Source organism: Neotabrizicola paludis, from assembly GCF_044142105.1.
Classification (GTDB): Bacteria; Pseudomonadota; Alphaproteobacteria; order Rhodobacterales; family Rhodobacteraceae; genus Pseudogemmobacter.
Genome location: NZ_JBGTYM010000007.1, coordinates 144,976 through 166,696, shown reverse-complemented (window position 1 = coordinate 166,696; position 21,721 = coordinate 144,976). Strand labels below are relative to the sequence as shown.

Annotated in this window: 17 protein-coding genes and 2 pseudogenes; 5 read left to right on the top strand and 14 right to left on the bottom strand. The window is 65.6% G+C overall.

Annotated features, from left to right (window positions below):
* Positions 1-13: 13 nt before the first annotated feature.
* The 3 genes from argJ (at position 14) to ACED67_RS15455 (ending at position 2,120) form a co-directional block, all read left to right on the top strand.
* Entirely contained in the window at positions 14-1,402 is a 1,389-nt protein-coding gene (argJ, locus tag ACED67_RS15465; protein ID WP_395542609.1) for a bifunctional glutamate N-acetyltransferase/amino-acid acetyltransferase ArgJ, read from the top strand.
* A 78-nt stretch (positions 1,403-1,480) separates the two neighbouring features.
* Entirely contained in the window at positions 1,481-1,879 is a 399-nt protein-coding gene (locus ACED67_RS15460) for a (deoxy)nucleoside triphosphate pyrophosphohydrolase (protein WP_395542608.1), read from the top strand.
* A 100-nt stretch (positions 1,880-1,979) separates the two neighbouring features.
* On the top strand, positions 1,980-2,120 hold the full coding sequence (locus ACED67_RS15455) for a hypothetical protein (protein WP_395542607.1): 141 nt from the start codon (positions 1,980-1,982) through the stop codon (positions 2,118-2,120).
* Between the two features lie 87 nt (positions 2,121-2,207).
* Here ACED67_RS15455 and infB read toward each other — a convergent pair.
* The 7 genes and pseudogenes from infB to ACED67_RS15420 form a co-directional block, all read right to left on the bottom strand.
* A pseudogene (gene infB, locus ACED67_RS15450) lies at positions 2,208-4,166 on the bottom strand (translation initiation factor IF-2); the annotation flags it as partial.
* 84 nt (positions 4,167-4,250) lie between these two features.
* Positions 4,251-4,808: pseudogene (locus ACED67_RS15445) on the bottom strand (translation initiation factor IF-2 associated domain-containing protein); the annotation flags it as partial.
* The gene (locus tag ACED67_RS15440) at positions 4,805-5,458 is read right to left on the bottom strand and encodes an RNA-binding protein (RefSeq protein ID WP_395542606.1); all 654 of its coding nucleotides are present in this window, start codon (positions 5,456-5,458) and stop codon (positions 4,805-4,807) included. The gene ACED67_RS15440 and the pseudogene ACED67_RS15445, both read right to left, overlap by 4 nt.
* A 22-nt stretch (positions 5,459-5,480) precedes the next feature.
* Positions 5,481-7,100, bottom strand: a complete 1,620-nt coding sequence (nusA, locus tag ACED67_RS15435; protein ID WP_395542605.1) for a transcription termination factor NusA — start codon at positions 7,098-7,100, stop codon at positions 5,481-5,483.
* Positions 7,101-7,128: 28 nt separating this feature from the next.
* Complete coding sequence (gene rimP / locus ACED67_RS15430; RefSeq protein ID WP_395542604.1) at positions 7,129-7,743, bottom strand: ribosome maturation factor RimP; 615 nt, start codon at positions 7,741-7,743, stop codon at positions 7,129-7,131.
* Between the two features lie 146 nt (positions 7,744-7,889).
* Positions 7,890-8,243, bottom strand: coding sequence for a cupin domain-containing protein (locus tag ACED67_RS15425; protein WP_395542603.1), 354 nt, complete (start codon positions 8,241-8,243; stop codon positions 7,890-7,892).
* Between the two features lie 80 nt (positions 8,244-8,323).
* Complete coding sequence (locus ACED67_RS15420) at positions 8,324-8,950, bottom strand: class I SAM-dependent DNA methyltransferase (protein WP_395542602.1); 627 nt, start codon at positions 8,948-8,950, stop codon at positions 8,324-8,326.
* 178 nt (positions 8,951-9,128) lie between these two features.
* Between ACED67_RS15420 and ACED67_RS15415 the strand changes: the two genes are divergently transcribed.
* Together ACED67_RS15415 and ACED67_RS15410 are read left to right on the top strand one after the other, a co-directional pair.
* Positions 9,129-10,952 (top strand): autotransporter assembly complex protein TamA, encoded by a 1,824-nt coding sequence (locus tag ACED67_RS15415; RefSeq protein WP_395542601.1) that lies wholly within the window; start codon positions 9,129-9,131, stop codon positions 10,950-10,952.
* Positions 10,952-14,482, top strand: a complete 3,531-nt coding sequence (locus ACED67_RS15410; RefSeq protein ID WP_395542600.1) for a translocation/assembly module TamB domain-containing protein — start codon at positions 10,952-10,954, stop codon at positions 14,480-14,482. Before ACED67_RS15415 ends, ACED67_RS15410 begins: the two co-directional genes overlap by 1 nt.
* Before the next feature lie 74 nt (positions 14,483-14,556).
* Here the strand turns inward: ACED67_RS15410 and ACED67_RS15405 are convergent, their stop codons facing one another.
* The 7 genes from ACED67_RS15405 to ACED67_RS15375 form a co-directional block, all read right to left on the bottom strand.
* Entirely contained in the window at positions 14,557-14,772 is a 216-nt protein-coding gene (locus tag ACED67_RS15405) for a hypothetical protein (protein WP_395542599.1), read from the bottom strand.
* A 122-nt stretch (positions 14,773-14,894) separates the two neighbouring features.
* Entirely contained in the window at positions 14,895-15,113 is a 219-nt protein-coding gene (locus ACED67_RS15400) for a hypothetical protein (protein WP_395542598.1), read from the bottom strand.
* A 165-nt stretch (positions 15,114-15,278) separates the two neighbouring features.
* Positions 15,279-15,941 carry a YjbF family lipoprotein gene (locus tag ACED67_RS15395; protein ID WP_395542597.1) on the bottom strand — a complete coding sequence of 221 codons (663 nt, stop codon included), beginning with the start codon at positions 15,939-15,941 and terminating at the stop codon, positions 15,279-15,281.
* A complete protein-coding gene (locus ACED67_RS15390; RefSeq protein ID WP_395542596.1) occupies positions 15,932-18,052 on the bottom strand; it encodes a YjbH domain-containing protein in 2,121 nt (706 codons plus the stop codon). The genes ACED67_RS15395 and ACED67_RS15390 overlap by 10 nt, the downstream gene beginning before the upstream one ends.
* A gap of 79 nt (positions 18,053-18,131) precedes the next feature.
* Entirely contained in the window at positions 18,132-20,051 is a 1,920-nt protein-coding gene (locus ACED67_RS15385) for a polysaccharide biosynthesis protein (RefSeq protein WP_395542595.1), read from the bottom strand.
* Between the two features lie 114 nt (positions 20,052-20,165).
* Positions 20,166-20,780, bottom strand: a complete 615-nt coding sequence (locus tag ACED67_RS15380) for a sugar transferase (RefSeq protein WP_395542594.1) — start codon at positions 20,778-20,780, stop codon at positions 20,166-20,168.
* A complete protein-coding gene (locus tag ACED67_RS15375) occupies positions 20,777-21,622 on the bottom strand; it encodes an NAD-dependent epimerase/dehydratase family protein (RefSeq protein ID WP_395542593.1) in 846 nt (281 codons plus the stop codon). Before ACED67_RS15375 ends, ACED67_RS15380 begins: the two co-directional genes overlap by 4 nt.
* Positions 21,623-21,721: the final 99 nt, after the last annotated feature.

The following is a 21,721-nucleotide window of genomic DNA, read 5'->3' as shown; positions in this document are numbered from 1 at the left end:
GGGAGAGCGGCAGATGGCCAAGACCGACTGGAAAGCCGAAGCGAAAGCGCTGAAGAAGAAGCTCAAGGCGCTGAAGGACACGGTAAGCGAGACCGTGGCCCCGATGGCCGAGGCGGTGCAGGAAAAGGTCGCCGAGATGGCGAGCGACGTGGCGGCGGCGAAGAAGGCGGCGAAACCCGTCTCGCCGCTGGCGCCCGCCAGTTTCCCGGCGCTGCCGCTGATCAAGGGGGCCGAGTTCGCGGCCATCGGCGCGGGGGTGAAATACCAGAACCGCCGCGACGTGATGCTGGTGCGGCTGGCGCCGGGCACGGCGATCGCGGGGGCTTTCACCAAATCCACCACCCGCTCGGGCTGCGTGCGCGATTGCCAGGACAAGCTGGCCGCCCCGGTTCCGGCGGGCGCCGGCGCGGCGATCGTGGTGAATTCGGGCAATTCCAATGCCTTCACCGGCAAGGTCGGCGATACCGCGGTGGCGGCGGTGACCGGGGCTGTCGCGAAGGCGCTGGACATGCCGGCCGGGCGGGTCTTCTCGTCCTCGACCGGGGTGATCGGCGAACCGTTGCCGCATGAGAAGATCACCGCCGTCGTTCCGGCGCTGGCGGCAGAACTGTCGGAAGCGGGCATCCAGATGGCCGCCGAGGCGATCATGACCACGGACACCTTCCCGAAAGGCGCCGCGGCGACCGTGCAGGGCGAAGGCGGCACGATCCATATCGCGGGCATCGCCAAGGGCTCGGGCATGATCGCGCCGGATATGGCGACGATGCTGGTCTATATCTTCACCGATGCCAAGGTGACCCCGGCGGCCTTGCAGAAGATGGTCGACCGCAATGTCGGCAGCACGTTCAACTCGATCACGGTCGACAGCGACACCTCGACTTCGGACACGCTCTTGGTGGCGGCGACGGGCCAGTCCGAAGCCGCCGCGCTGAAAGGAACGGTCGCCAAGGCCTTCGAGACGGCGCTGGCCGGGGTGATGCAGGATCTGGCGCTTCAGGTGGTGCGCGATGGCGAGGGCGCGACCAAGCTGGTCGAAGTGCGCGTCAGCGGCGCCGCGAGTGACGAAGATGCCGCGAAAGTGGCCTTCGCGATCGCCAATTCGCCGCTGGTGAAGACGGCGGTGGCGGGCGAGGATCCGAATTGGGGCCGCATCGTCATGGCGGTGGGCAAGTCAGGCGCCGCCGCCGACCGCGACCGGCTGTCGATCCGCTTTGGCGATATCCTCGTGGCCGAGAAGGGCTGGAAGGCGCCGAGCTACCGCGAAGAGGCCGGGGCCGCCTATATGAAACAGGCGGAGCTGGTGATCGCCGTCGATCTGGGCCTTGGCCGCGCCAAGCGCAGGGTCTGGACCTGCGACCTGACCAACCGCTACATCGAGATCAACGCCGATTACCGCTCGTGATCTGCATTTTGGTCCAAATACTCCACGGGGGTCCGGGGGGATAAACCCCCGGGGTCCCGGCCAGCGCGAAGGCCCGCCATGAAAACCCTGCTCGTCTCCGCCGTCGCCCTGGTCGATGCCGATGGCCGCGTTTTGCTGGCCCAGCGCCCGCCCGGGAAGTCGCTGGCGGGGCTGTGGGAATTTCCGGGCGGCAAGGTCGAGCCGGGCGAGACGCCCGAGGCCTGTCTGATCCGCGAGCTGAAGGAAGAGATCGGCATCGACACCTGGGCCTCATGCCTGGCGCCGCTGACCTTTGCGAGCCATACCTATGACGATTTCCACCTGCTGATGCCGCTTTTTGTCTGCCGTCGCTGGGACGGCATCGCCGAAGCACGCGAGGGTCAGACCCTGGCCTGGGTGGCCCCGTCAAGGCTGCGCGACTATCCGATGCCGCCCGCGGACCTGCCTTTGATCCCGATCCTGCGCGATTGGCTGTGAATGTGGCAGTTCTGCCACGAATTGCGCAGTTTTTCCGCTTTGTGGAAACAGTCGGATTAGCTATCTTCGTCCGACGCACAATCCTTGGGGGGGGAAAACGATGCTGCGCACCATCGCTATTGGCGAACATGTTTCGGTTCAGGGTTTGCTTGTTGGCAATACCGCAGATGGCCGGGTGATGATCAAAGTCGGGGACAAGGTCTTCACGGGCTTTCCGGTGAATACGGTGCGCGCCGCCTGATCGGCGCGACTTTGGCCAGACAAAGACTCGTGCCAAAGCAAAGGCCGGGCAATGCCCGGCCCTTTCATTTTCAGGATCGAGACGCGATCAGGCCAGCGTGCGCTGGACCTCCTCGCGCTCGAAGATTTCGATCACATCGCCGGCGCGGACATCGTCATAGCGTTCGAAGGCCATGCCGCATTCCTGACCGGACTGCACTTCCTTGACCTCGTCCTTGAAGCGCTTGAGCGTCTTGAGCGTGCCTTCGTGGATGACCACGTTGTCGCGCAGAAGCCGCACGCCCGCCGAGCGCCGGGCGACGCCTTCGGTGACGATGCAACCCGCCACATTGCCAACTCCGGTGATGCGGAAGACTTCCTTGATCTGGGCATAGCCGATGAAATGCTCGCGCACTTCGGCCTTGAGAAGGCCCGAGGCCGCTTTCTTGATGTCGTCGATCAGGTCGTAAATGATCGAGTAGTAGCGGATCTCGACACCCTTCTGCGAGGCGGCAGAGCGCGCCGTGGCATTGGCCCGGACGTTAAAGCCGATGACCGGCACGTTCGAGGCTTCGGCCAGGGTGATGTCGCTGTCGGTGATCGCGCCGACACCATAGTGCAGGACGCGGACACGGACCTCGTCATTGCCCACCTTTTCCAGCGCCTGAACGATGGCTTCGGCAGAGCCCTGCACGTCGGCCTTCACGATCACCGCCAGCTCGGCCACATCCTTGTCGGCCTTGGCCTTGGCCATGAGCTGTTCCAGCGTGGTCGCGGCACCGGCGGCGGCGCGTTTGTCCTTGGCCGCCTTTTCGCGGTAATCGGCGATCTCGCGAGCCTGGGCTTCGGAGGCGACCACGTCGAGCGTGTCGCCGGCGGAGGGCGTGCCGTCCAGACCCAGCACCTCGACCGGCACCGACGGCGCCGCCTCGGTGATGGTCTTGCCCTGATCGTTGACCAGGGCGCGGACCTTGCCCCACTTCTCGCCCACGACGAAGATGTCGCCCTTCCTCAGCGTGCCGTTCTGCACCAGGACGGTCGCGACCGGGCCGCGGCCGACATCGAGCTTGGCCTCGATCACCGCGCCGCGCGCGGCGCGATTCGGGTTGGCCTTGAGGTCCAGCAGTTCCGCCTGAAGGCTGATCGCCTCGAGCAGCGAATCCAGGCCCTTGCCGGTCTTGGCCGAAACCTCGACATCCTGCACATCGCCCGACATCGCCTCGACGATGACTTCGTGCTGGAGGAGGTCGGTCCGAACCTTCTGCGGATCGGCCTCATATTTGTCGATCTTGTTGATCGCCACGATCATCGGCACCTTGGCGGCCTTGGCGTGGTTGATCGCTTCGACCGTCTGCGGCATCACGGCGTCATCCGCCGCCACGACCAGAACCACGATATCCGTGACATTCGCGCCGCGGGCCCGCATCGAGGTGAAGGCCGCGTGGCCGGGCGTGTCGAGGAAGGTGATCAGCTGGCCATTCGGCGCCGTCACCTGATAGGCGCCGATATGCTGGGTGATGCCGCCGGCTTCGCCGGAGACGACGCTGGTCTTGCGCAGCGCGTCGAGAAGCGAGGTCTTGCCATGGTCGACATGGCCCATGATCGTGACGATCGGCGGGCGGGTCACCAGGTTCTCGGCCTTGTCGACAACGGTGTCGATCGCCTGTTCCACATCGGCATCGGTGACGCGGACGGCGCGGTGGCCGAATTCCTCGATCACCAGTTCCGCCGTGTCGGCGTCGATGGCCTGATTCATGGTGACCATCATGCCCATCTTCATCAGGCTCTTGACCAGATCGGCGGCGCGTTCGGCCATCCGGTTGGCAAGTTCGCTGACAACGATGGTTTCCGGCAGCTGCACGTCGCGCACCTGCTTTTCGGCCTTGTGGCCCAGACCAAGGGCCTTAGCCCGTGCCTTTTCCTGCTTGCGCTTGATCGCGGCAAGGCTGCGCTGGCGGCCGCTTTCGTCGCCCGTCGCATCGGCCAGCGTCAGCTTGCCCGCCCGGCGGCCTTCATCGCCGCGCTTGGCGCCACGATCGGTATCGCGGCTCTCGCGCTCGCGGTCGGTCTTGCGCGGGGTCGAGCTGGGCCTATTCCCGTCATCGCCGGTCGGGCGCGGACGTGCCTGGCCGGTGGAGCGGTCGGTGGGCGTGGCTTCGGCCGGGGCCGGGCCATTGGCCGAAGCGGCCTGCGGAGCGGCCGGCTGGCGGCGCTGGGTGCCCAGCACATCGGCCTTGCGTTGCGCCGCGCGGGCCTCTGCCTCGGCAGCGGCTTCGCGCTTGGCGCGTTCCTCTTCCTCGGCCTTGGCGCGCAGCGCGGCTTCGCGCTGGCGATCCTCGCGCTCTTTCGCCTCGATCTCCTCGCGGCGGCGCTGGCGCTCTTCCTCGCGTTCCTTTTCCTCGGCGGCGCGGCGGGCGGCATCTTCCTGCTCGCGCGCCTTGGCAAGACGCAGCGCATCGAGACGGCGCTGCATCTCGGCTTCGGAAATGCCGGCCGGCCGCTTGGCCGGATCGCTGAAGGCACCGGGCGTGGACCCGCCGCCCGCAGCGCCGCTGGGGCCAGGCTTGGCGGGTGTCGGCACGACAACCCGCTTGCGCTTGGTCTCGACGACCACCGCATGGGTGCGGCCATGCGAGAAGCTTTGCTTCACCTGGCCGGAACGGGGGGTGCCACCCAGCCCGAGGGGTTTCTTGCCGTCAGTATCGCTCATGCGTCCTTCGTATCCTTCCCGGCGGGATTTCCGCCGTCCCGCTGCCCGGTTTCGCTTGCGCTTGCGCGCAGCCCGGCCAGCCTTGCCGCTTCCTCTACAACACGGGTCGTGAGTCCACCAGCCGCAAGCGCGGCGTGTATGGCACGTTCCCGGCCGAATGCCAAACCGATTTCCCCCGCCGTGAGGCAGGAAATCAGGGTGTTTTCGCCTTCCGGGGCGCGAAGCTTGGTCTTGCCGCGCTCCGAACCGTCTGCGGCCTGAATCAGGACCCTTGCCTGGCCCTTCTCAAGCCATTCCTTCACCTTCTCATAGCCGGTGACCGCATCGCCGGCCTTGCGGGCCATGGACAGAAGATCCAGCACCCGTCGCGCCACCAGCGCCTCGACCATCTCGGCAAGGTCCGGCGGGGCCTTGACCGGCTGGCGTGCGGCCCGGGCGAACAGGCCCTTGGCCACCGCGCGGGCGATCAACGCCCGGTCGGCCGCGACATAGAGGCCGCGCCCCGGCAGCTTGGCCGCCACATCGGGCACCACCATCGCCTCTGGCCCAATGACGAAACGGATCAGCCCCGCCTTGGGGCTGACCTCACCAGAGGCAATGCATTTGCGCTCTGGCTCGTCCCGCAATTTTTCCCGGCCGCCGCGCGTCATGGCGCGTTCCCGAGGCCTGAGATCAGGCCTCGGTCTCCTCGTCGGCTTCGGCCTCGTCGCCCTGTTCTTGGGCGGCGGCCATCTCGGTCGGGTCGACCCAGCCCAGCATGACCCGCGCGGTCATCACAAGAGACTGCGCCTCTTCCAGGCTCATGTCGAAGGGTTCGAGAATGCCTTCATCCTTCTTGCGCTGACCGTTCTCGGTCGTCCAGCCGCCGGCCAGTTCCCAATCGGCGCAGGTGGCGAAGTCCTCGAGCGTCTTGATGCCTTCCTTGCCCAGCGCCTCAAGCATCTGGGGGGTGAGCCCTTCAAATTCAATGAGGCTTTCCTCGACACCCATGGCGCGGGCCGCTTCAAGCGCCTTCTTGGCCTGCTCTTCCAGGAAGTCGCGGGCCCGGGCCTGCAACTCGTCTGCGGTGCCTTCGTCGAAGCCGTCGATCGAGAGCAGCTCGTCGAGATCGACATAGGCCACTTCCTCGAGATTGGTGAAGCCTTCCGAAACCAGAAGCTGCGCCATCATCTCGTCCACGTCCAGCGTGTCCATGAACAGCTTGGTGCGTTCGGCGAACTCGGCCTGGCGGCGCTGCGATTCCTCGGCTTCGGTCAGGATGTCGATGTCGAGACCGGTCAGCTGGGAGGCAAGGCGGACGTTCTGGCCGCGACGGCCGATGGCCAGAGACAGCTGTTCATCCGGGACCACGACCTCGATCTTGCCAGCGTCTTCATCGACCACGACCTTCGAGACCTGAGCCGGTTGCAGCGCGTTCACAAGGAAGGTCGCCTGGTCCTGGTTCCACGGGATGATGTCGATCTTCTCGCCCTGCAGCTCGTTCACCACGGCCTGCACGCGCGAGCCGCGCATGCCGACGCAGGCGCCGACCGGGTCGATCGAGTTGTCATAGGAAATGACGGCGATCTTGGCGCGCGAGCCGGGGTCGCGGGCCACGGCCTTGATCTCGATGATGCCGTCGTAGATTTCCGGCACTTCCATCTTGAACAGCTCGGCCATGAACATCGGGTCGGTGCGCGACAGGAAGACCTGCGGCCCGCGCACTTCGCGGCGCACATCCTTGATGAAGCAGCGCACGCGGTCGCCGATGCGATAGGCCTCGCGGCCGATCTTCTCGTTGCGGCGCAGGATGCCTTCGCCCCGGCCGATATCGACGATGACGTTGCCATATTCCTCGCGCTTGACGACGCCGTTGATGATCGAACCCTTGCGGTCCTTGAATTCGTCATACTGGCGGTCACGCTCGGCCTCGCGGACCTTTTGCAGGATGACCTGCTTGGCCGATTGGGCGGCGATGCGGCCCAGATCGACGGGCGGAACCTCGTCGACGATCTCGTCACCGATCTGCGGGTCGGCAAGATAGTTCTTGGCCTGCTTGACGGTCAGCTGGGCGTGATGGTTTTCGACCAGATCATCCTCGACCACGGTACGGATGCGGGCAAAGCTGGCGCGGCCGGTCTTGCGGTCGATCTTCACCCGGATGTCCATCTCGGCGCCGTAGCGCGATTTGGCGGCGCGGGCGAGGCTGTCTTCCATCGCCTGGATCACCAGATCCGGGTCGATCATCTTTTCCCGCGCCACCGCCTCGGCGGTTTGCAGAAGCTCCAGCTGGTTGGCCGAAGTGATTGCCATGGGTCTATCTCCCGCCCAGTGTTTCTATCTAGTGTTTCGTCTCGGGGGCGTCGCTGTCCTCGTCGCCCTCGGCAATTTCATGTGTCTCGTCGAAGCCGCCCTCTTCCGGCAACGCCACCTTCTTCTGGCGCAGCATCTCGGCGATCAGTTCGTCGGTCAGGATCAGCTTGGCATCCGACAGCCAGTCGAAGCGCAGGCCAATGGTCACATCCTGACCGCCCTCTTCGATCTCGATCAGCACCTCGTCGCCCTCGATGCCCATCAGCCCGCCCTTGAAGCGGCGGCGGCCGTCGATCAGTTCGGTGGTCTCGATGCGGGCTTCCCAGCCCTTCCAGGTCTCGAAATCCTTGAGCCGGGTCAGCGGGCGGTCGATGCCGGGGCTGGAGACCTCGAGCGTATACATGTCCTCGATCGGGTCCTCGACGTCCAGAACTGCCGAAACGGCGGTGGAAATCTCGCCGCAATCCTCCACGCCGATGCCGCCTTCGGGCTTGTCGGCCATGATCTGCAGGGTCTTCTGCACCTTGCCATGGCCGCCCATCAGGCGCAGGCGGATCAGTTCGAAGCCCAGGCCCTCGATCACCGGGCCGACGATCTCGGCCAGGCGGCGATCGATGGCGGTCTTTGCGATCAGCTCGTTCATGCAGGTTCCAAAACAAAAAAGCGGACCCAGCGGCCCGCCCGTGACTTTCGGTAGCTTCGGGTGTGGACCCCGAAACCGCTGTTGAGGGCGGATATACGCATCGGGGGGTGAGTCTGCAAGCCCAAAGCGGGCGCCGGAAGCCGAACTCAGGCGGCGGTGATCACATAGAGCTTGCGGACATGTTCGATCACCCGCCATTCGCCCTTCCAGCCCAGCGGCAGGTTGATGGCATCGCCGGGGCCAAGGGTCTGTTTCCGCCCATCGGCATGGGTCATCTCGACCTGGCCCGAGATGAAGTGGCAGAATTCGGCCGTGGCCGTGCGGTCGGCCGTAAACCGCCCGGGAGTGCATTCCCAGATGCCGATCTCGACGCGACCGCCGTCATGGCTGCAAAGCGTCAGGGCCGCTTCGCGCTGGTCGCCCTCGATGCTGGTGGGCTTGGAGGTCAGTGGGCCAAGATCAAGGGTGGCAAGGCTGAAGAAGGTGGAAATGTCGATCATGGTCGTTCCAAAGAAGAAGCGCGCCGCCTTGTCCAAGGCCGCGCGCCCATCTAGAGCCGCCCTTCGGGCGATGGCAACCGTCACACCCGCCGGAACACCATGACCAGGCCGCGGTCGTCCTTATGCGCGTGGTTGGCGCCTTCGTAGATCGGAATGTCGCGCCAGGCGATCGGGGTGATCTTGCCGGCGGCGGTCAGGCGGGCCAGGGCCGAGCCGAAGCCGGCGCCATCCAGCACTGGCCCGATGGTGCCGCAGGCGAAAACCGCGCCGGGCCGGGTGATGCGGAGGAGTTCGGGCAGGCATTCCGGGCCGACATGGCCATGGGTGAAGGTGCCGCAAGAAACCACGGCATCATAGCTGGCCTCGGGGATGTCGAGCGCTTTGGTCAGGTCGCCCAGCATGAGATGGCGATAGAGGCCCTTTTCACGCGAGACCTCCAGCATTTCGGGGGTGATGTCGATGGCGTCGACCACCAGGCCGCGCAGATGCTCGGCCACGAGGCCGGTGCCAGCGCCGATATCGAGGATTTCGGCAGAAGGCACGATCTCGGATTTCAGGATCGCGGCGATCTCGCGCGGGGCGATATAGCCCCAGGCGCGGCCGAAACTGTCGTCATAGGTCTCGGCCCAGGCGCCGTACATGCGGCGGGCCTCGTCGGGGCCGTTGATTTCATAGGCTTCTTCGAGATCATATCCGTCGAGCGACATCTGGCATCTCCATGAGGGATCGGCGGCATAAGGACACCGAGAGGTGACAGGCGAATGACGGCGGAAAGCCGCCACCGCAAGGACGGAGGAACTTCTTTGATCGCCGCGTGTTGCCCTTTACCGGGGCTTTGCCATAGTGGGGCGAAGAGCGGTGGGGTGCAGGGTGACGGGCAGGCAAATGAACAGCGCGGGCGGGCTGGGGCGGCATCTGGGTGCGGCGGTTCTGGCACTTTCGCTGATGGTGCCCGCCGCGCCGCTGGCCGCGCTGGACCGCATCGATTTTCAGGTTGCGGGCGGCGATGACGATCTGGCCAAGGTGCTGCGGCAATCCTCGCTGCTGATCGCCCAGCGCAATGAGAAACTGACCGATCCGCAAGACCTGTTTGCCGCTGCGCGGGCCGATTATGCGCGGCTTCTGGGTGCGCTTTACGCCGAGGGGCATTACGATGCGGTGATCCACATCACCATCGACGGGCGCGAGGCGGCGGGGATCGCGCCGCTGAACGCGCCGAAGCAGATCGGGGTGATCGCGGTCAGCATCGATCCGGGGCGGAAATTCACCTTCTCAAAGGCCGAGATCGCGCCACTGGCGCGGGGAACGGTGGTGCCCGACGGGTTCAAGGTCGGCGAGACGGCGCGGGCCGGCGTGATCGAAGAGGCGGCGGATGCGGCGATCCTGGGCTGGCGTGAACGCGGCCATGCCAAGGCGGCGGTGTCCCGAGATGACATCGTCGCGGATCACCGCAGCGCAGCCCTTGCCGCCGAAATCGTGATGGCGCCGGGGCCGGAACTGAAATTCGGCGGCGTCACGGTGCAGGGCGCCGAACGGATGGAGGTGCGGCGGATCATCAAGATCGCGGGGCTGAAGACCGGCAAACGCTTCAGCCAGAGCGAGCTGGACCGCGCCGCCACGCGGCTGCGGCGGACGGGTGTCTTTTCCAGCGTCACCCTGGCCGAGGGCGAGGTGATCCAGAATGGCGGCCTGTTGCCGATCGAGATCACCGTGGCCGAGCAGAAACCGCGCCGCTATTCGGTGGGCGCCGAAGTGGCGACGGATGACGGGCTGTCGCTGACCGGGTCATGGATTCACCGCAACCTTTTCGGCGGGGCCGAGCGGCTGACGCTGAAGGGCGCGGTCACCAATATCGGCGCGGCGACCAGCGGGATGGATTATTCCTTCGGCGTCAGCCTGGACCGGCCGGCAACGCTTTCGGCGGATACAACGGCCAGCCTGACCTTCGACATCGGCCATGAGGACGAAATCGACTATGCCGCCGATACCGCCAGTTTCGGCCTGAACTTCATCAATTATTTCTCGGACACGCTGACCCTGCGCGCGGGGATCAGCTACAGCTATTCCGAGGGCAGCGATCCGGGCGGCGATTTCCGCTATCGCAACTTTGCCCTGCCGCTGGGTGCGACCTGGGACCGGCGCGACAGCACGACCGACCCGACCAAGGGCTTCTATATCGACGCCACGGCCAAGCCTTTCCTGGGTCTGGGCACCACCGGATCGGGGGCAAGGCTGACCTTCGACACCCGCGCCTATCGCAGTTTCGGTGCGGAAAAGGGCGTGACGCTGGCGGCGCGTTTCCAGGGCGGGGCGGTTCTGGGCAGCGCATTGCTTGAGACGCCGCGCGACGACCTGTTCTTCTCGGGCGGCGGAGGGACGGTTCGGGGGCAACCCTATCGGTCGCTGGGCGTAGCGGTGACGCGAGGCCTGGGGCCGGAATTTCTGATCGGCGGGACGCATATGCTTGCGGCTTCGGTCGAAGTGCGGACGCGGGTGACGAAAACCATCGGCGTGGTCGGGTTCTTCGACATTGGGCGGATCGATGTGGACGGGTTCTTCAGCGATGCCGGCAACTGGCATTCCGGCGCAGGGCTGGGTCTGCGCTATGAGACCGGCTTCGGCCCGATCCGTTTTGACGTGGCGGCCCCTGTTGGGGGCGAGACGGGCGAGGGCGTACAGCTTTACATCGGTCTGGGGCAGAGCTTCTGATGCGCAGGATCGCCGCCGCCGCAACACTTGGACTGGGTCTGGTCGCGGGCCTTGCCCCCGACGCACGGGCACAAGAGGATGACCGGGGCTATCTGACAGCCTTTCTGGAAAACAACCTGTCGGGCGCGGGGCGCAAGATCACCATCACCGGCTTCGAGGGGGCGCTGTCTTCGCGGGCGACCATCGAGCGGTTGCAGATCGCCGACGATGCCGGTGTCTGGATCACGCTGGACGGCGTGGTGCTGGACTGGAGCCGGTCATCGCTCTTGTCGGGCGAGGTGGTGATCAACGAGTTGACCGCCGAAACAATCACGCTGGACCGGATGCCCGATGCGGGGCCGGCCGAGACCACGCCGGAAGTAACGCCCTTTGCCCTGCCCGACCTGCCGGTCTCTGTCGAGATCGGTGAGATTTCGGCGGGACGGATCGTCCTGGCGGCGCCCGTTCTGGGCGAGCCGGTGGAGGCGGTGCTGAAGGCCTCGATGTCACTGGCGGGGGGCGAGGGCAAGGCCGCGCTGGACCTGCGCCGCATCGATGGTGGACCCGAAGGCCAGGTCGTGCTGGATGCAAACTATTCCAATGCCACGGGGCGGCTGGACCTGAACCTGGATGCGCGCGAAGGATCGGGCGGGATCGCGGCGCGGCTGATGCGGCTGCCGGGCACTCCGAGTGTGGAGTTCACGCTGAAAGGCGCCGGGCCGCTGGGCGATTTCGCCGCCGATCTTCGGCTGGCAACCGATGGCGCAGCACGGTTGGCCGGGCCGATCACGGTTGCCACGGATGAGAAGGGCGCGCGCAGCTTCACCGCCAAGCTGGAGGGCAATCCGGCGCCGCTGTTCCTGCCGGCCTATGCCGAGTTTCTGGGCGACAGACTGAGTTTCGATCTGGCAGGCCGAATCTGGCCCGCGGGCGGCCTGCGGCTGGACCGGCTGGAGCTGGCGGCGGCGAGCCTGAGCCTGTCGGGCACGCTGGGCCTCGCGGCGGATGGGTTGCCGACGGATTTCGATCTGACCGCGCGCATCGCCAGCCCCGATGGCTCGGCGGTGCTGCTGCCCTTGTCCGGCGACGTGCCAACGCGGCTGAACCTCGCCAATCTGGCGCTCAAATATGATGCGACCAAGGGCGATGGCTGGACCGGGCATCTTGTGGCCGAGGGGCTGGACCGCAGCGATTTCGCAGCCTCGCGCGCAGAGCTGAGCGGCTCGGGGCGGATCGGGCGGGTGGCCGGGCAGAACAGCCTGGGCGGCACGATCCAGTTCGTCGCCGAAGGGCTGGCCCCCGCCGATGCGGCACTGGCGACGGCCCTGGGCAGCATGCTGACCGGGCGCGTGGTGCTGCATTGGCGGCAGGGCGAAGATGCGCTGAGCCTGCGGAATCTTGTGCTGGCCGGAAACGGCTATGGCCTGACCGGCGGTTTGCGGTTGGAAGGCCTGCAAAGCGGGCTGAACACCAGCGGGCGGGTGGTGCTGACGGCGGATGACCTGTCGCGCTTTTCGGCCCTGGCGGGGCGGCCCCTGGGCGGCAAGGCGGTGGTGCGGGCCGATGGCAGCTATGCGCTGCTGAGCGGGGCTTTCGATCTGGACCTGGGGGTCGAGGCCGAACGGCTGGTGACCGGCATTGCGCAGGCGGACCTGTTGCTGACCGGCCCCTCGACCCTGTTGGCGCAGGCGGTGCGCGACGAGACCGGGCTGAGCCTGAGCGGGCTTGCCCTCAGCGTGGCCAGCCTGCGGCTGTCGGGCGAGGGCAAGGTGACCTCGGAGGGCACGAGTTTTGACGGCAAGCTGAACTGGGGCGACCTGTCGGATCTGGGTGGGGCCTATGGCGGCTCGATCTCGGCTGAGGCCGGTTTCACCGGCACAGCGGAGAATGGCCGTGCCATGGTAAAAGGCACGGGCCAGAATTTGCGGGTCGGGCAGGCCGAGGTGGACCGGCTGATCGCCGGGGCGTCGGACTTCGCCGCCGAGGTGGCGATTGCCGATGGCGCGGCGCGGCTGGCGGGGTTGACGCTGAAGACGCCGCAGGTCAGCGCGGATGTGAGTGACGCGGGTGGTGGCGCGCTGAACGTAACCGGGAAGCTGGTCAATCTGGCGCTGATCGCGCCAGAGTTTCCAGGCCCGGTCAGCCTGTCGGGCCGGGTGAGGCCGGAAGGCGAGGTGCTGGTGTCCGACCTGCGGGTCAGCGGCCCGGCCGGGATCGACGCGACAATTGCGGGCCGCATCGCGGCCAAGGCGCCGGATCTGACCGTCAGGGGCACGGCGCAGGCGGGGATCGCCAATGCGTTCACCGGGCCGGTCAACCTTGCCGGGGCGCTGGGCTATGACCTTGCCCTGCGCGGCGGCTGGGCCCTGCCGAACCTGTCAGGCCGGGCGACGCTGTCGGGCGGCAGCGTGGCCATTCCGGCACGTGGGCTGGCGCTGGATCGGGTGGCCGCTTCGGCCGATCTGGCGGGCGGCACGGCGCGGATCACCGCCACAGCCGAGGCGCGGCGCGGCGGTCGGCTGCGGGTGGGCGGCACGATCGGCCTGACTGCGCCATATCAGGCAGGGCTGGACATCGGTGTCGATGGGCTGAGCCTGCGCGACCCCGAACTGTTCGAGACGCGCCTGACCAGCACGCTGCGGCTGGAAGGGCCGCTTCTGGGCCGGGCGCAGCTGTCCGGCCGGGTCAATATCGGCGAAACGGAACTGCGCATCCCCTCGACCGGGTTTGCCACGGCGGCCGATCTGGAAGCCGTGCGGCATGTGAATGACGGCGCCGATGTACGGGCGACACGGGTAAGGGCGGGCGTCGGCCAGGGCGAGGGCGGCGACGCCTCGGCCGGATCGAGCCTGCCCGATTGGGGGCTGGATCTGACCATCGTGGCGCCCAACCGCATCTTCCTGCGCGGGCGCGGGTTGGATGCGGAACTGGGCGGAACGGTGTTCTTGGGCGGCAGCCTGTCGAACGTCATCCCTTCGGGCGGGCTGGATTTGATCCGTGGGCGGCTGGATATTCTCGGCAAGCGGCTGGTGCTGGCTTCGGCAGAGATCGTGTTGCAGGGCAGCCTGATTCCCTATGTCACCGTCTCGGCCTCGACCGAGAATGATGGCGTGACAAGCTATGTGGTGATCGACGGCCCCGCCGACGCGCCGCAGGTCAATTTCAGTTCAGTGCCCGATCTGCCGCAGGAAGAGGTGCTGTCACATCTGTTGTTCGGGCGCGGGCTGGACACGATTTCGGCATTCCAGGCGGCGCAGCTTGCCAATGCGGTGGCGGTGCTGGCGGGCAAAGGTGGTGAGGGCGTGGTCGGCAAGCTGCGCAAGGGGTTCGGCTTTGACGATCTGGATGTCTCGACCGATGACAGCGGCTCAGCCGCGGTTAAGGCCGGCAAGTATATCTCGAAGAACCTGTATACCGAGTTCAGCCTGGGCCAGGATGGCACATCGCGGATCAACCTGAACCTTGATGTGCGCAAGGGCGTGACGGTGAAGGGGCGCGTCGATTCCGATGGCGAAAGCGGGATCGGGATCTTCCTGGAGCGGGATTACTGAATCGCGTCGACGGAAAAACTGCGGGCCAACCCGGTCAGGCTGGCCCGATCTGACATATTGGGACGAAAGCCGATTCAGGTTTCGGGCGTGGTGGTCGTGTTGTTGTCGCTGCCGCCGCAGGCGATGGCGCAGATGATCACAATGCCAGCCAGAAGCGGCAGCCAGCCACCCGAGGTCGGCTTGGTGACGACGGCCGGCTCGCCCTCATCGGCGATGACGACGGGGCCACCGGCGAAGGCGGCAGAAGAGAGCATGACGGCGATTGCAGTCGAAGCGATCAGGGTTTTCATGGCAAGCTCATCCAAAATGTGAGGACTATCAAGCGGGGCGGAAACGGCGGCGAACCGCGCGCCCTAGAGACAAAAGAACCGGCCAAGGGCCGGTTCTTTGGGCGATCTGCAACCCGTGCCGCTTATTCCGGCTCGACGGGGGTGCTGGTGTTGTTGTCGCTGCCGCCGCAAGCGATGGCGCAGATGATGACAACGCCAGCCAGGAGCGGCAGCCAGCCACCCGAAGTCGGCTTGGTGACGACGGCCGGCTCGCCCTCATCAGCGATGACAACCGGGCCACCGGCGAAGGAAGCGGTCGAGACCATCGAGATGGCGGCGGCTGCGGTGAGCAGTTTCTTCATGTGAGACCTCCAAGGAACACTGACCCTAGAGGTAACATCGCCGCGACCAGATTCAAAGCAGATCATCGGTTTGCCGAAGAACAGCGAAAAGCTGTTGTAGCTGCGCACCGCTTTCCCGGCTGATTCGCAAATTTGCGGCAAGACAGCGCCGAATTTCGCGGCGGATCAGTCGATGATCCGCTCGAAGACGACATAGCCCACGCTTGGGCTAAGCCATTCCTTCGATTTGCGAATCGTGCCACCTTCGAACCAATATTCATTGATAAAGCGGCCTATGGAGCGGCTGCAGGTCTCGGTCACATGGCGGGTGGTGTGGCTTTGGCCCTGCAGGACCAGCGTCTCGGTACCGGCGACCACTGCAGTGCAACTGTAATCCCGGCGCTCATTGCGGTCTTCGTCTCCTGCGACGAAATAGGTGCGCGGATGGGTGCCGCCGCCCGAAAGCTGGCCCGGGGATGGCGCGGCCGATGACATCAGGTCGCCTCCGGCACCGCGGGATTCGATCAGCACGCCATTGCGGAAAGTGAAGGTGGTGCCGCTGCCATCGGTCCAGACCGAGATCGGTCCCGTTTGCTGGTATCGCACCAGAAACGTGTCTATGCCACGCGAGGCGACCTTCATCCGCATGACCGGCCCGCCCTGGGCCGCAAGATCGGGCCGGCTGACCTGATCGGGGCTTGCGGTCTTGGCGGCTTTGCGCCCCTGAACCATCGACTTCGCCAAGGCTCCCAGCGAAATCTGCCCATCCGACTTGCTGCCGCATCCGGCCATGGCCAGCGCAGCCAGAAGCAGCGCCAGTTGCCCGCAGGCCCGCATTCCTAGCGCCATACGCGCCCCCATTCGTCGTCGAGCTGGTTCAGGTAATCGTCGCGAATCGTGTCGTAGAGCCGCCCGTCGACCTGAAGCCGCGCCCCGCCATCGCGCTGCAGCGGCGTGATCACCTTGCCCATTTCCTGGCGCGTCGGCTGGCCCAGAACCCAACTGATCGGGATCGAGACCCGGAACCCTTTGGAGAAAGAGCCCTCGCCATACTCCTCGAAACTGGCCGAGGTGAAGGTTGCGAAGGCTCCGACCTTGAACCCGTTGCCGAATTCACGATCGACGCTGAAAGTGGCGCCATAATCGCCCGCCAGATAGCGCCCGACATCCACCTGGCCCAGAAAGCCATTGCCGAAATCGTAATAGGCCGAGACATGGCCGGTCGCGACCCGGTAATCATATTGCGAGAAACCGAAGCCGCCATCGGTGTCGCGCTGGGCCGAATAGTTCACTTCGACGCCCAGGGCGAGCGGGCTGTTCGGGCGCTGCCACAGCACTTCGCCCGATACACCGGCGTGCATCCGTTCAAGATATCCCAGCGTCAGGCGCGTGTAGATGTTTTCGGCGGGATGAGCGTAATAGGCCAAGGTCAGCCGCTCCATCGCGGTATCGCCGTCGAGCAGATATTCCTCGGCATCGCTGCGCACCGGAGGCAGGTTGCTGCCGCCCATGGTCAGAGAATCGAAATTCTCGGCGAGGCGATGATAGACCTGTCCCGACAGCACCAGGCCGGGACGCATTTCGTAACTGGCCGAGAAGCGCAGGCCGATATCGCCTTCCAGCGGATCGGTGAAGTGGAAGGCGGGTGTCACGCTCCAGCTTAGCCTTGGGTAAAGTTCGTCATCCGGGCCGCTCCCATTGGTCGGGGCAGGCAGGGCATCGGTCACCTGCACCCGGTCGCGCAGGGCGGCATCGTTGCCGGCAACATGCTCAAGCGCCTCGATGTCCGAGCGGCGCAGCGTCACCTTTGACGCGCCCATGCCATAGACGACGGGGACGATGTGGAAGGTCTCGACCGAGGCGGGCATGATATGGGTCAGTGCGCGCGCGGCACGACCCACGGCCTGGGCGCTCGAATCGATCTTGGTGTTGCGCACCCGCAGGTCGACCGAGGTCGCGGTATAGGAGAAATCCTCGATCACCATGCCATCGATGGCCAGCCGGCGCGCCAGATTCTTGCGCAGCACATCGACCGCATCGGGCTGTGTGACCCAGCCCTGATCATAGCTGTCCGGGTCTGCCGCACGCGGGGGGCGCAGCTTCACCGGTTCGGGCGCGTCGCCCACAAAGCCGACCGCCATCCGCTGCTTGGGATCAAGGATCAGGTGGAAGCCGATGCCATATTCCGAGCCATAGAGCGAATAGGCGCCGAAACGCAGGTTCTGGCCCTTCTGATATTCGATGCCGAAGTTGAACGGGCTGGAGCGCTCGAACGTGCCGCGGGTGCCATCCTCAAGATCGTAATTGTCCGAGGAATACTCTGCCTTGACCGTCCAGTTGTCGTTGATCCGGTATTCCAACCCGCCGAAGGCAGCGGCAGGCCCCTTGAACCAGGTGCCCGGCTGGGGTTCCGAACCCTGGCCGATATCGACCGGGGGGCGTTCGCCAAAGGGCGAGCCGAAGGAATTGTAGCTGCCAAGCCGCCCCCAGCCGATGCCGCCGGTAACCTTCAGCCGGTCGCCAAAGGTCTTTGTGGCGGCAATGTATTCCGAGGAAAACAGCCCGGTGCCGGCAAGGTCCTGCAAGCCAAGGCTCAGCGCGGGCAGGTAATCGGTTTCTTCCAGCAGACGCAGGCGCAGGTCGAAGCTGCGGTCGTCATAGGTTTCGAACCCGTCGGCATTCCAGTTGCGGATATACTGGACCCGGTAGCTGGCGGCGAGCCAGGGCGTGATCTGGAAGCTGAGCGTGCTGCGCGTCACCGGACCAAAATTGCCGATCGACAGGGAGAACGTGCCATCGGGCATCGCCTCGCCCGTCGGCATGTCGATCAGACCGGGCGCACCGTTGATGTTGGGGGTCGGGCGCATTTCAGCCAGAACCCAACTGGCGGGCAGCGCCGCCGCAAGCGCAAGGACAGCGGATGAAAGGGTCAGGCGCAGGCGCGTTCGGGACAAGGTCATTCCTCCGTTGTCCCCTCTATGCGGGCGCTTTGCGCAGCGGACAAGCCTTGGCAGCACGGCGCCGCATCTTCCTGCGCGATCATGACCCAACCGCCGCAGTTTCCTGTCCGTCCGGCGCGTCGCTGCCCTTGACGAGATCGAGGACCAGCCGCCGCGCGCCCTCGGCATCGCCCTCGGCGGCAAGCGATCCAAGCTGCTGCAATGCGACCGGCATCGATATCCGGCCCAGGCCCTCTTCGCTGGCGCGCAGGATCTTGGGATGGGGGGTCTTGAGCAGACCGCGACCAAGCAAAAGCTCTTCGTGCAGCTTTTCACCGGGGCGCAGCCCGACAAGCTTTATGTCGATATCGCCAGTGGGGTTCCGGTCGTCGCGCACCGTATAGCCCGCAGCATGAATCATTTGCTCGGCAAGCTGGCGGATGCGGACGGGCTTGCCCATGTCGAGCACGAAGACATCGGCGCGGCCCGTTCTGGAATCATCGCTGAAAGCCCCCGCAAGAAGCACAAGCCGGGCGGCTTCGGTGATGGTCATGAAGTAGCGCGTGACATCGTCATGGGTCAGGGTAACGGGGCCACCGCGCGCGATCTGTTCCTTGAACAGCGGGATGACAGAACCGGAAGAGCCCAGCACATTGCCGAAGCGGACGATCGAATAATGCGTGTGCTGCGAGCGACGGGCGAGATCCTGCACGGCCAGTTCCGCCAGCCGCTTGGTCGCGCCCATGACATTGGTCGGCCGCACCGCCTTGTCGGTCGAGACAAGCAAGAAGCGGCGCAGGCCTTCGGCGGCACAGATGTCGGCAAGGGTGCGGGAGCCCATGACATTGTTCAGGATCCCCGCGATCGGATTGGTCTCGACCAGAGGCACATGCTTGTAGGCGGCGGCGTGGAGCACGACTTCGACCGCATTGCCGACCAGCGCCTGGCGAACGGCGCGGGCATCGGTCACAGATCCCAGAACGGGCACGATCTCGACCGCGCCTGCGCCTGCCAGTTCGCGTAACTCGCGGTCGATGTTGTACAGTGCCAGTTCAGAGGATTCGAACAGGACAAGACGGCGCGGCTTGCAGGGCAGAAGCTGGCGGCACAGTTCCGAGCCGACCGAACCCCCCGCCCCGGAGACCATGACCACCAGCCCGTGATAGCCCGCACCACCATTGGGCAGCGTCTGGTCAAGATGGTCCCGCCCAAGAAATTGCCCGGCCGAGAGCGGTGTCAACGTGTCGACCAGCCGTTCGGTGCCGACAAGCTGGGCAAAAGAGGGCACTACCTGAACGTCAAGTCCAAGGCGCTGCAACTGACGCCCCATGCGCTGCTGCTTGGGCATAGACAGGCTGGGCATGGCCAGGATGACGCGCGTGATATCGTGATTGCGCACGACGTCCTCGATCCGGTCGGGCGCATGGATCCGCAGACCGGCAAGCTTCTGACGGTGCAACGCGGCATCATCGTCAAGAAAGCCCACGACCAGCACGGTTTCATGCGATTTCAGCGCCGAGGCAAGCTGTGCGCCGGTGCTGCCAGCGCCGTAGATCAGCACGCGAACCTGGGCCCGTCCAGCGCGCAAGACCCAGACGAAAAGACGCAACATGCCGCTGCGCGCACCGATGGCCATGAGAAACAGGATCAGGGTGAACGAAAGCGTGCCGACCACCGGAAAGGACAGGCCGGGAAGGCTTGTCAGCAAAAGCGCCGCTGTCCCCATCATGACGGCATAGGGAAAAGTCCCGACCGTGACGAAATTCTCATAGGTCTTGAGCTTGATCCGCGGCAGGCCCAGCGAAAGCGAGACAATGCCGCCGGCCAGGGCAAGGCTGGGGAACAGAAGCGAAAGCCGCTGAAGCTGAGCGGATGGCCAGGCGGAAGAATAGACGAAGGCCACGGCAAGATAGAAGGCAGCCGGCGCGACAAGCACGTCGATCATCCAGATCAGGAATTGCTTCTGCGACCGCGACAGCAAATGCGAATAGCGGAACAGAGCGGACCGGAAACCTGCCATTCGACACTCGTCTCAATTCTTCTTGATCGGACAATGCCGCGAAGATCGGTTTGCAGCAATATCGCCTGCGGATTGCGCTGGCCCGCGTGGCTTTGCTGCACGCCTTTTGGGCGGTTAATCGCGCATAAGGACTTGCCTCAGGGTTGCAAGGATCAGTGCTGCGTCGCCACAGGTGCTGCGGTTCTGCTGATAGATCAGGTCAAGCCGCGCCTTGCGGGGAATGCACCGGCGGGAATAGACGGCATCGGTTTCCGCAGGCGTGGCACAGGCCGCAAGAAGACGCTCCTCATGCCGACGGAAATGCAGGGTGGCAAATCCGGTCAGTCCGGGGCGGCTGTTCAGGACGCGGGCATAAAGCGCCGGATTGGCCTCGACATACTGGCGCAGCGGCGGGCGGGGACCCACAAAGCTCATATCGCCCTTGAGGATGTTCCAGAGCTGTGGAATCTCGTCCAGCCGCGTGCGGCGCAGGAAGCGGCCCTGGGCGGTGATGCGCGCCGTCTTGTCGCCCCCCGAGACGCCGCTTTCTCCTGGCGGCGCAGCGGTCATGGTGCGGAACTTCCAAAGCCGGAACGGGGTGGTGACGGTCTTCATCCGCTCGCTGCGGTACAGAAGCGGGCGACCTTGACGAAGCAGAAGCCAGAGCGAAAGGAACAGCGTCGGCACAAGCAAAAGCGCCGAGAGCGCCAGGGCCAGCGTGATGTCGAAAAGACGCTTGGACAGGGTCATGGCCGCAGCGCCGCCCGCTCGGCGATCAAGGTGGCCGGTGTCACGGGCGGCAGGGGGCAGAGCGCCCGAAGCCGGGCCGTGTCCATCACCGCGACCGGCACGACCGCTGGGTTGGCTGGGCCGAAACGCCAGTCGCGGCCCGAGGCGTCCAGCAGATCGGCCATGGGCAGCGGCGGCGCGGCGGCAATGTTCAGGATGTCGGGCAGATCGTCGCCCCGTGTCAGGGCCTGCGCCAGATGGGTCAGAACCGTCCACAGACTTTGCGGCCCGATCCACGAGCGCAGAGGTCCGCCACGCTGACCCGGAACCGGATCGAGCGTGATCACCTCGGCCGCCGGACGCGGGCCAAGCAAGGCGTCGGCGCCGATCACATTGCCAAGCCGAAGGATGCTGACGCGGCATCCGGGATCGTGGCGGGAAAGGGCGGCTTCGGCGGCAAGCTTGGCGCGACCATAGGCGCTTTGCGGCGCGGGCGGCGTGGTCTCTGACGCCGCTTCGGAATGCGGCGCATAGACCGCTGCGGTCGACACGAACAAAAGACCGCAGGCGCGATTTCTTCGGCAGGCCTGCGTCAAAGGCGCAACAAGGGCTTCGTTGGCGGCAAGTGATCGCTCATCGCCGCGGACCACACCGGCCAGGTGCAGGACGACCGCACCCAAAGGCCAGTCGGGCGCAGGGTCCGTCAGAATATCCCATTGAATATGCGCGTTCTGGTTGCGCCCGACCGCGTGAAGCCGAAGGCCCGGCACAGACGCGGCACGGCCCGCCGCCAGCAAGAGCCGCCCCAGCCTTCCGCCCGCACCGGTGATGACCAGGTCGATCCCGTCCAGAGTTACCCCCAAAAATCAGCGGGCCAGCGATTGACCCCGTGTGTCCGCTGATTATGGTCGCGGGGCCTGCCTTGTCCACAGGCGCTGGGGCTGCTGCGGCCCGGAGACCGG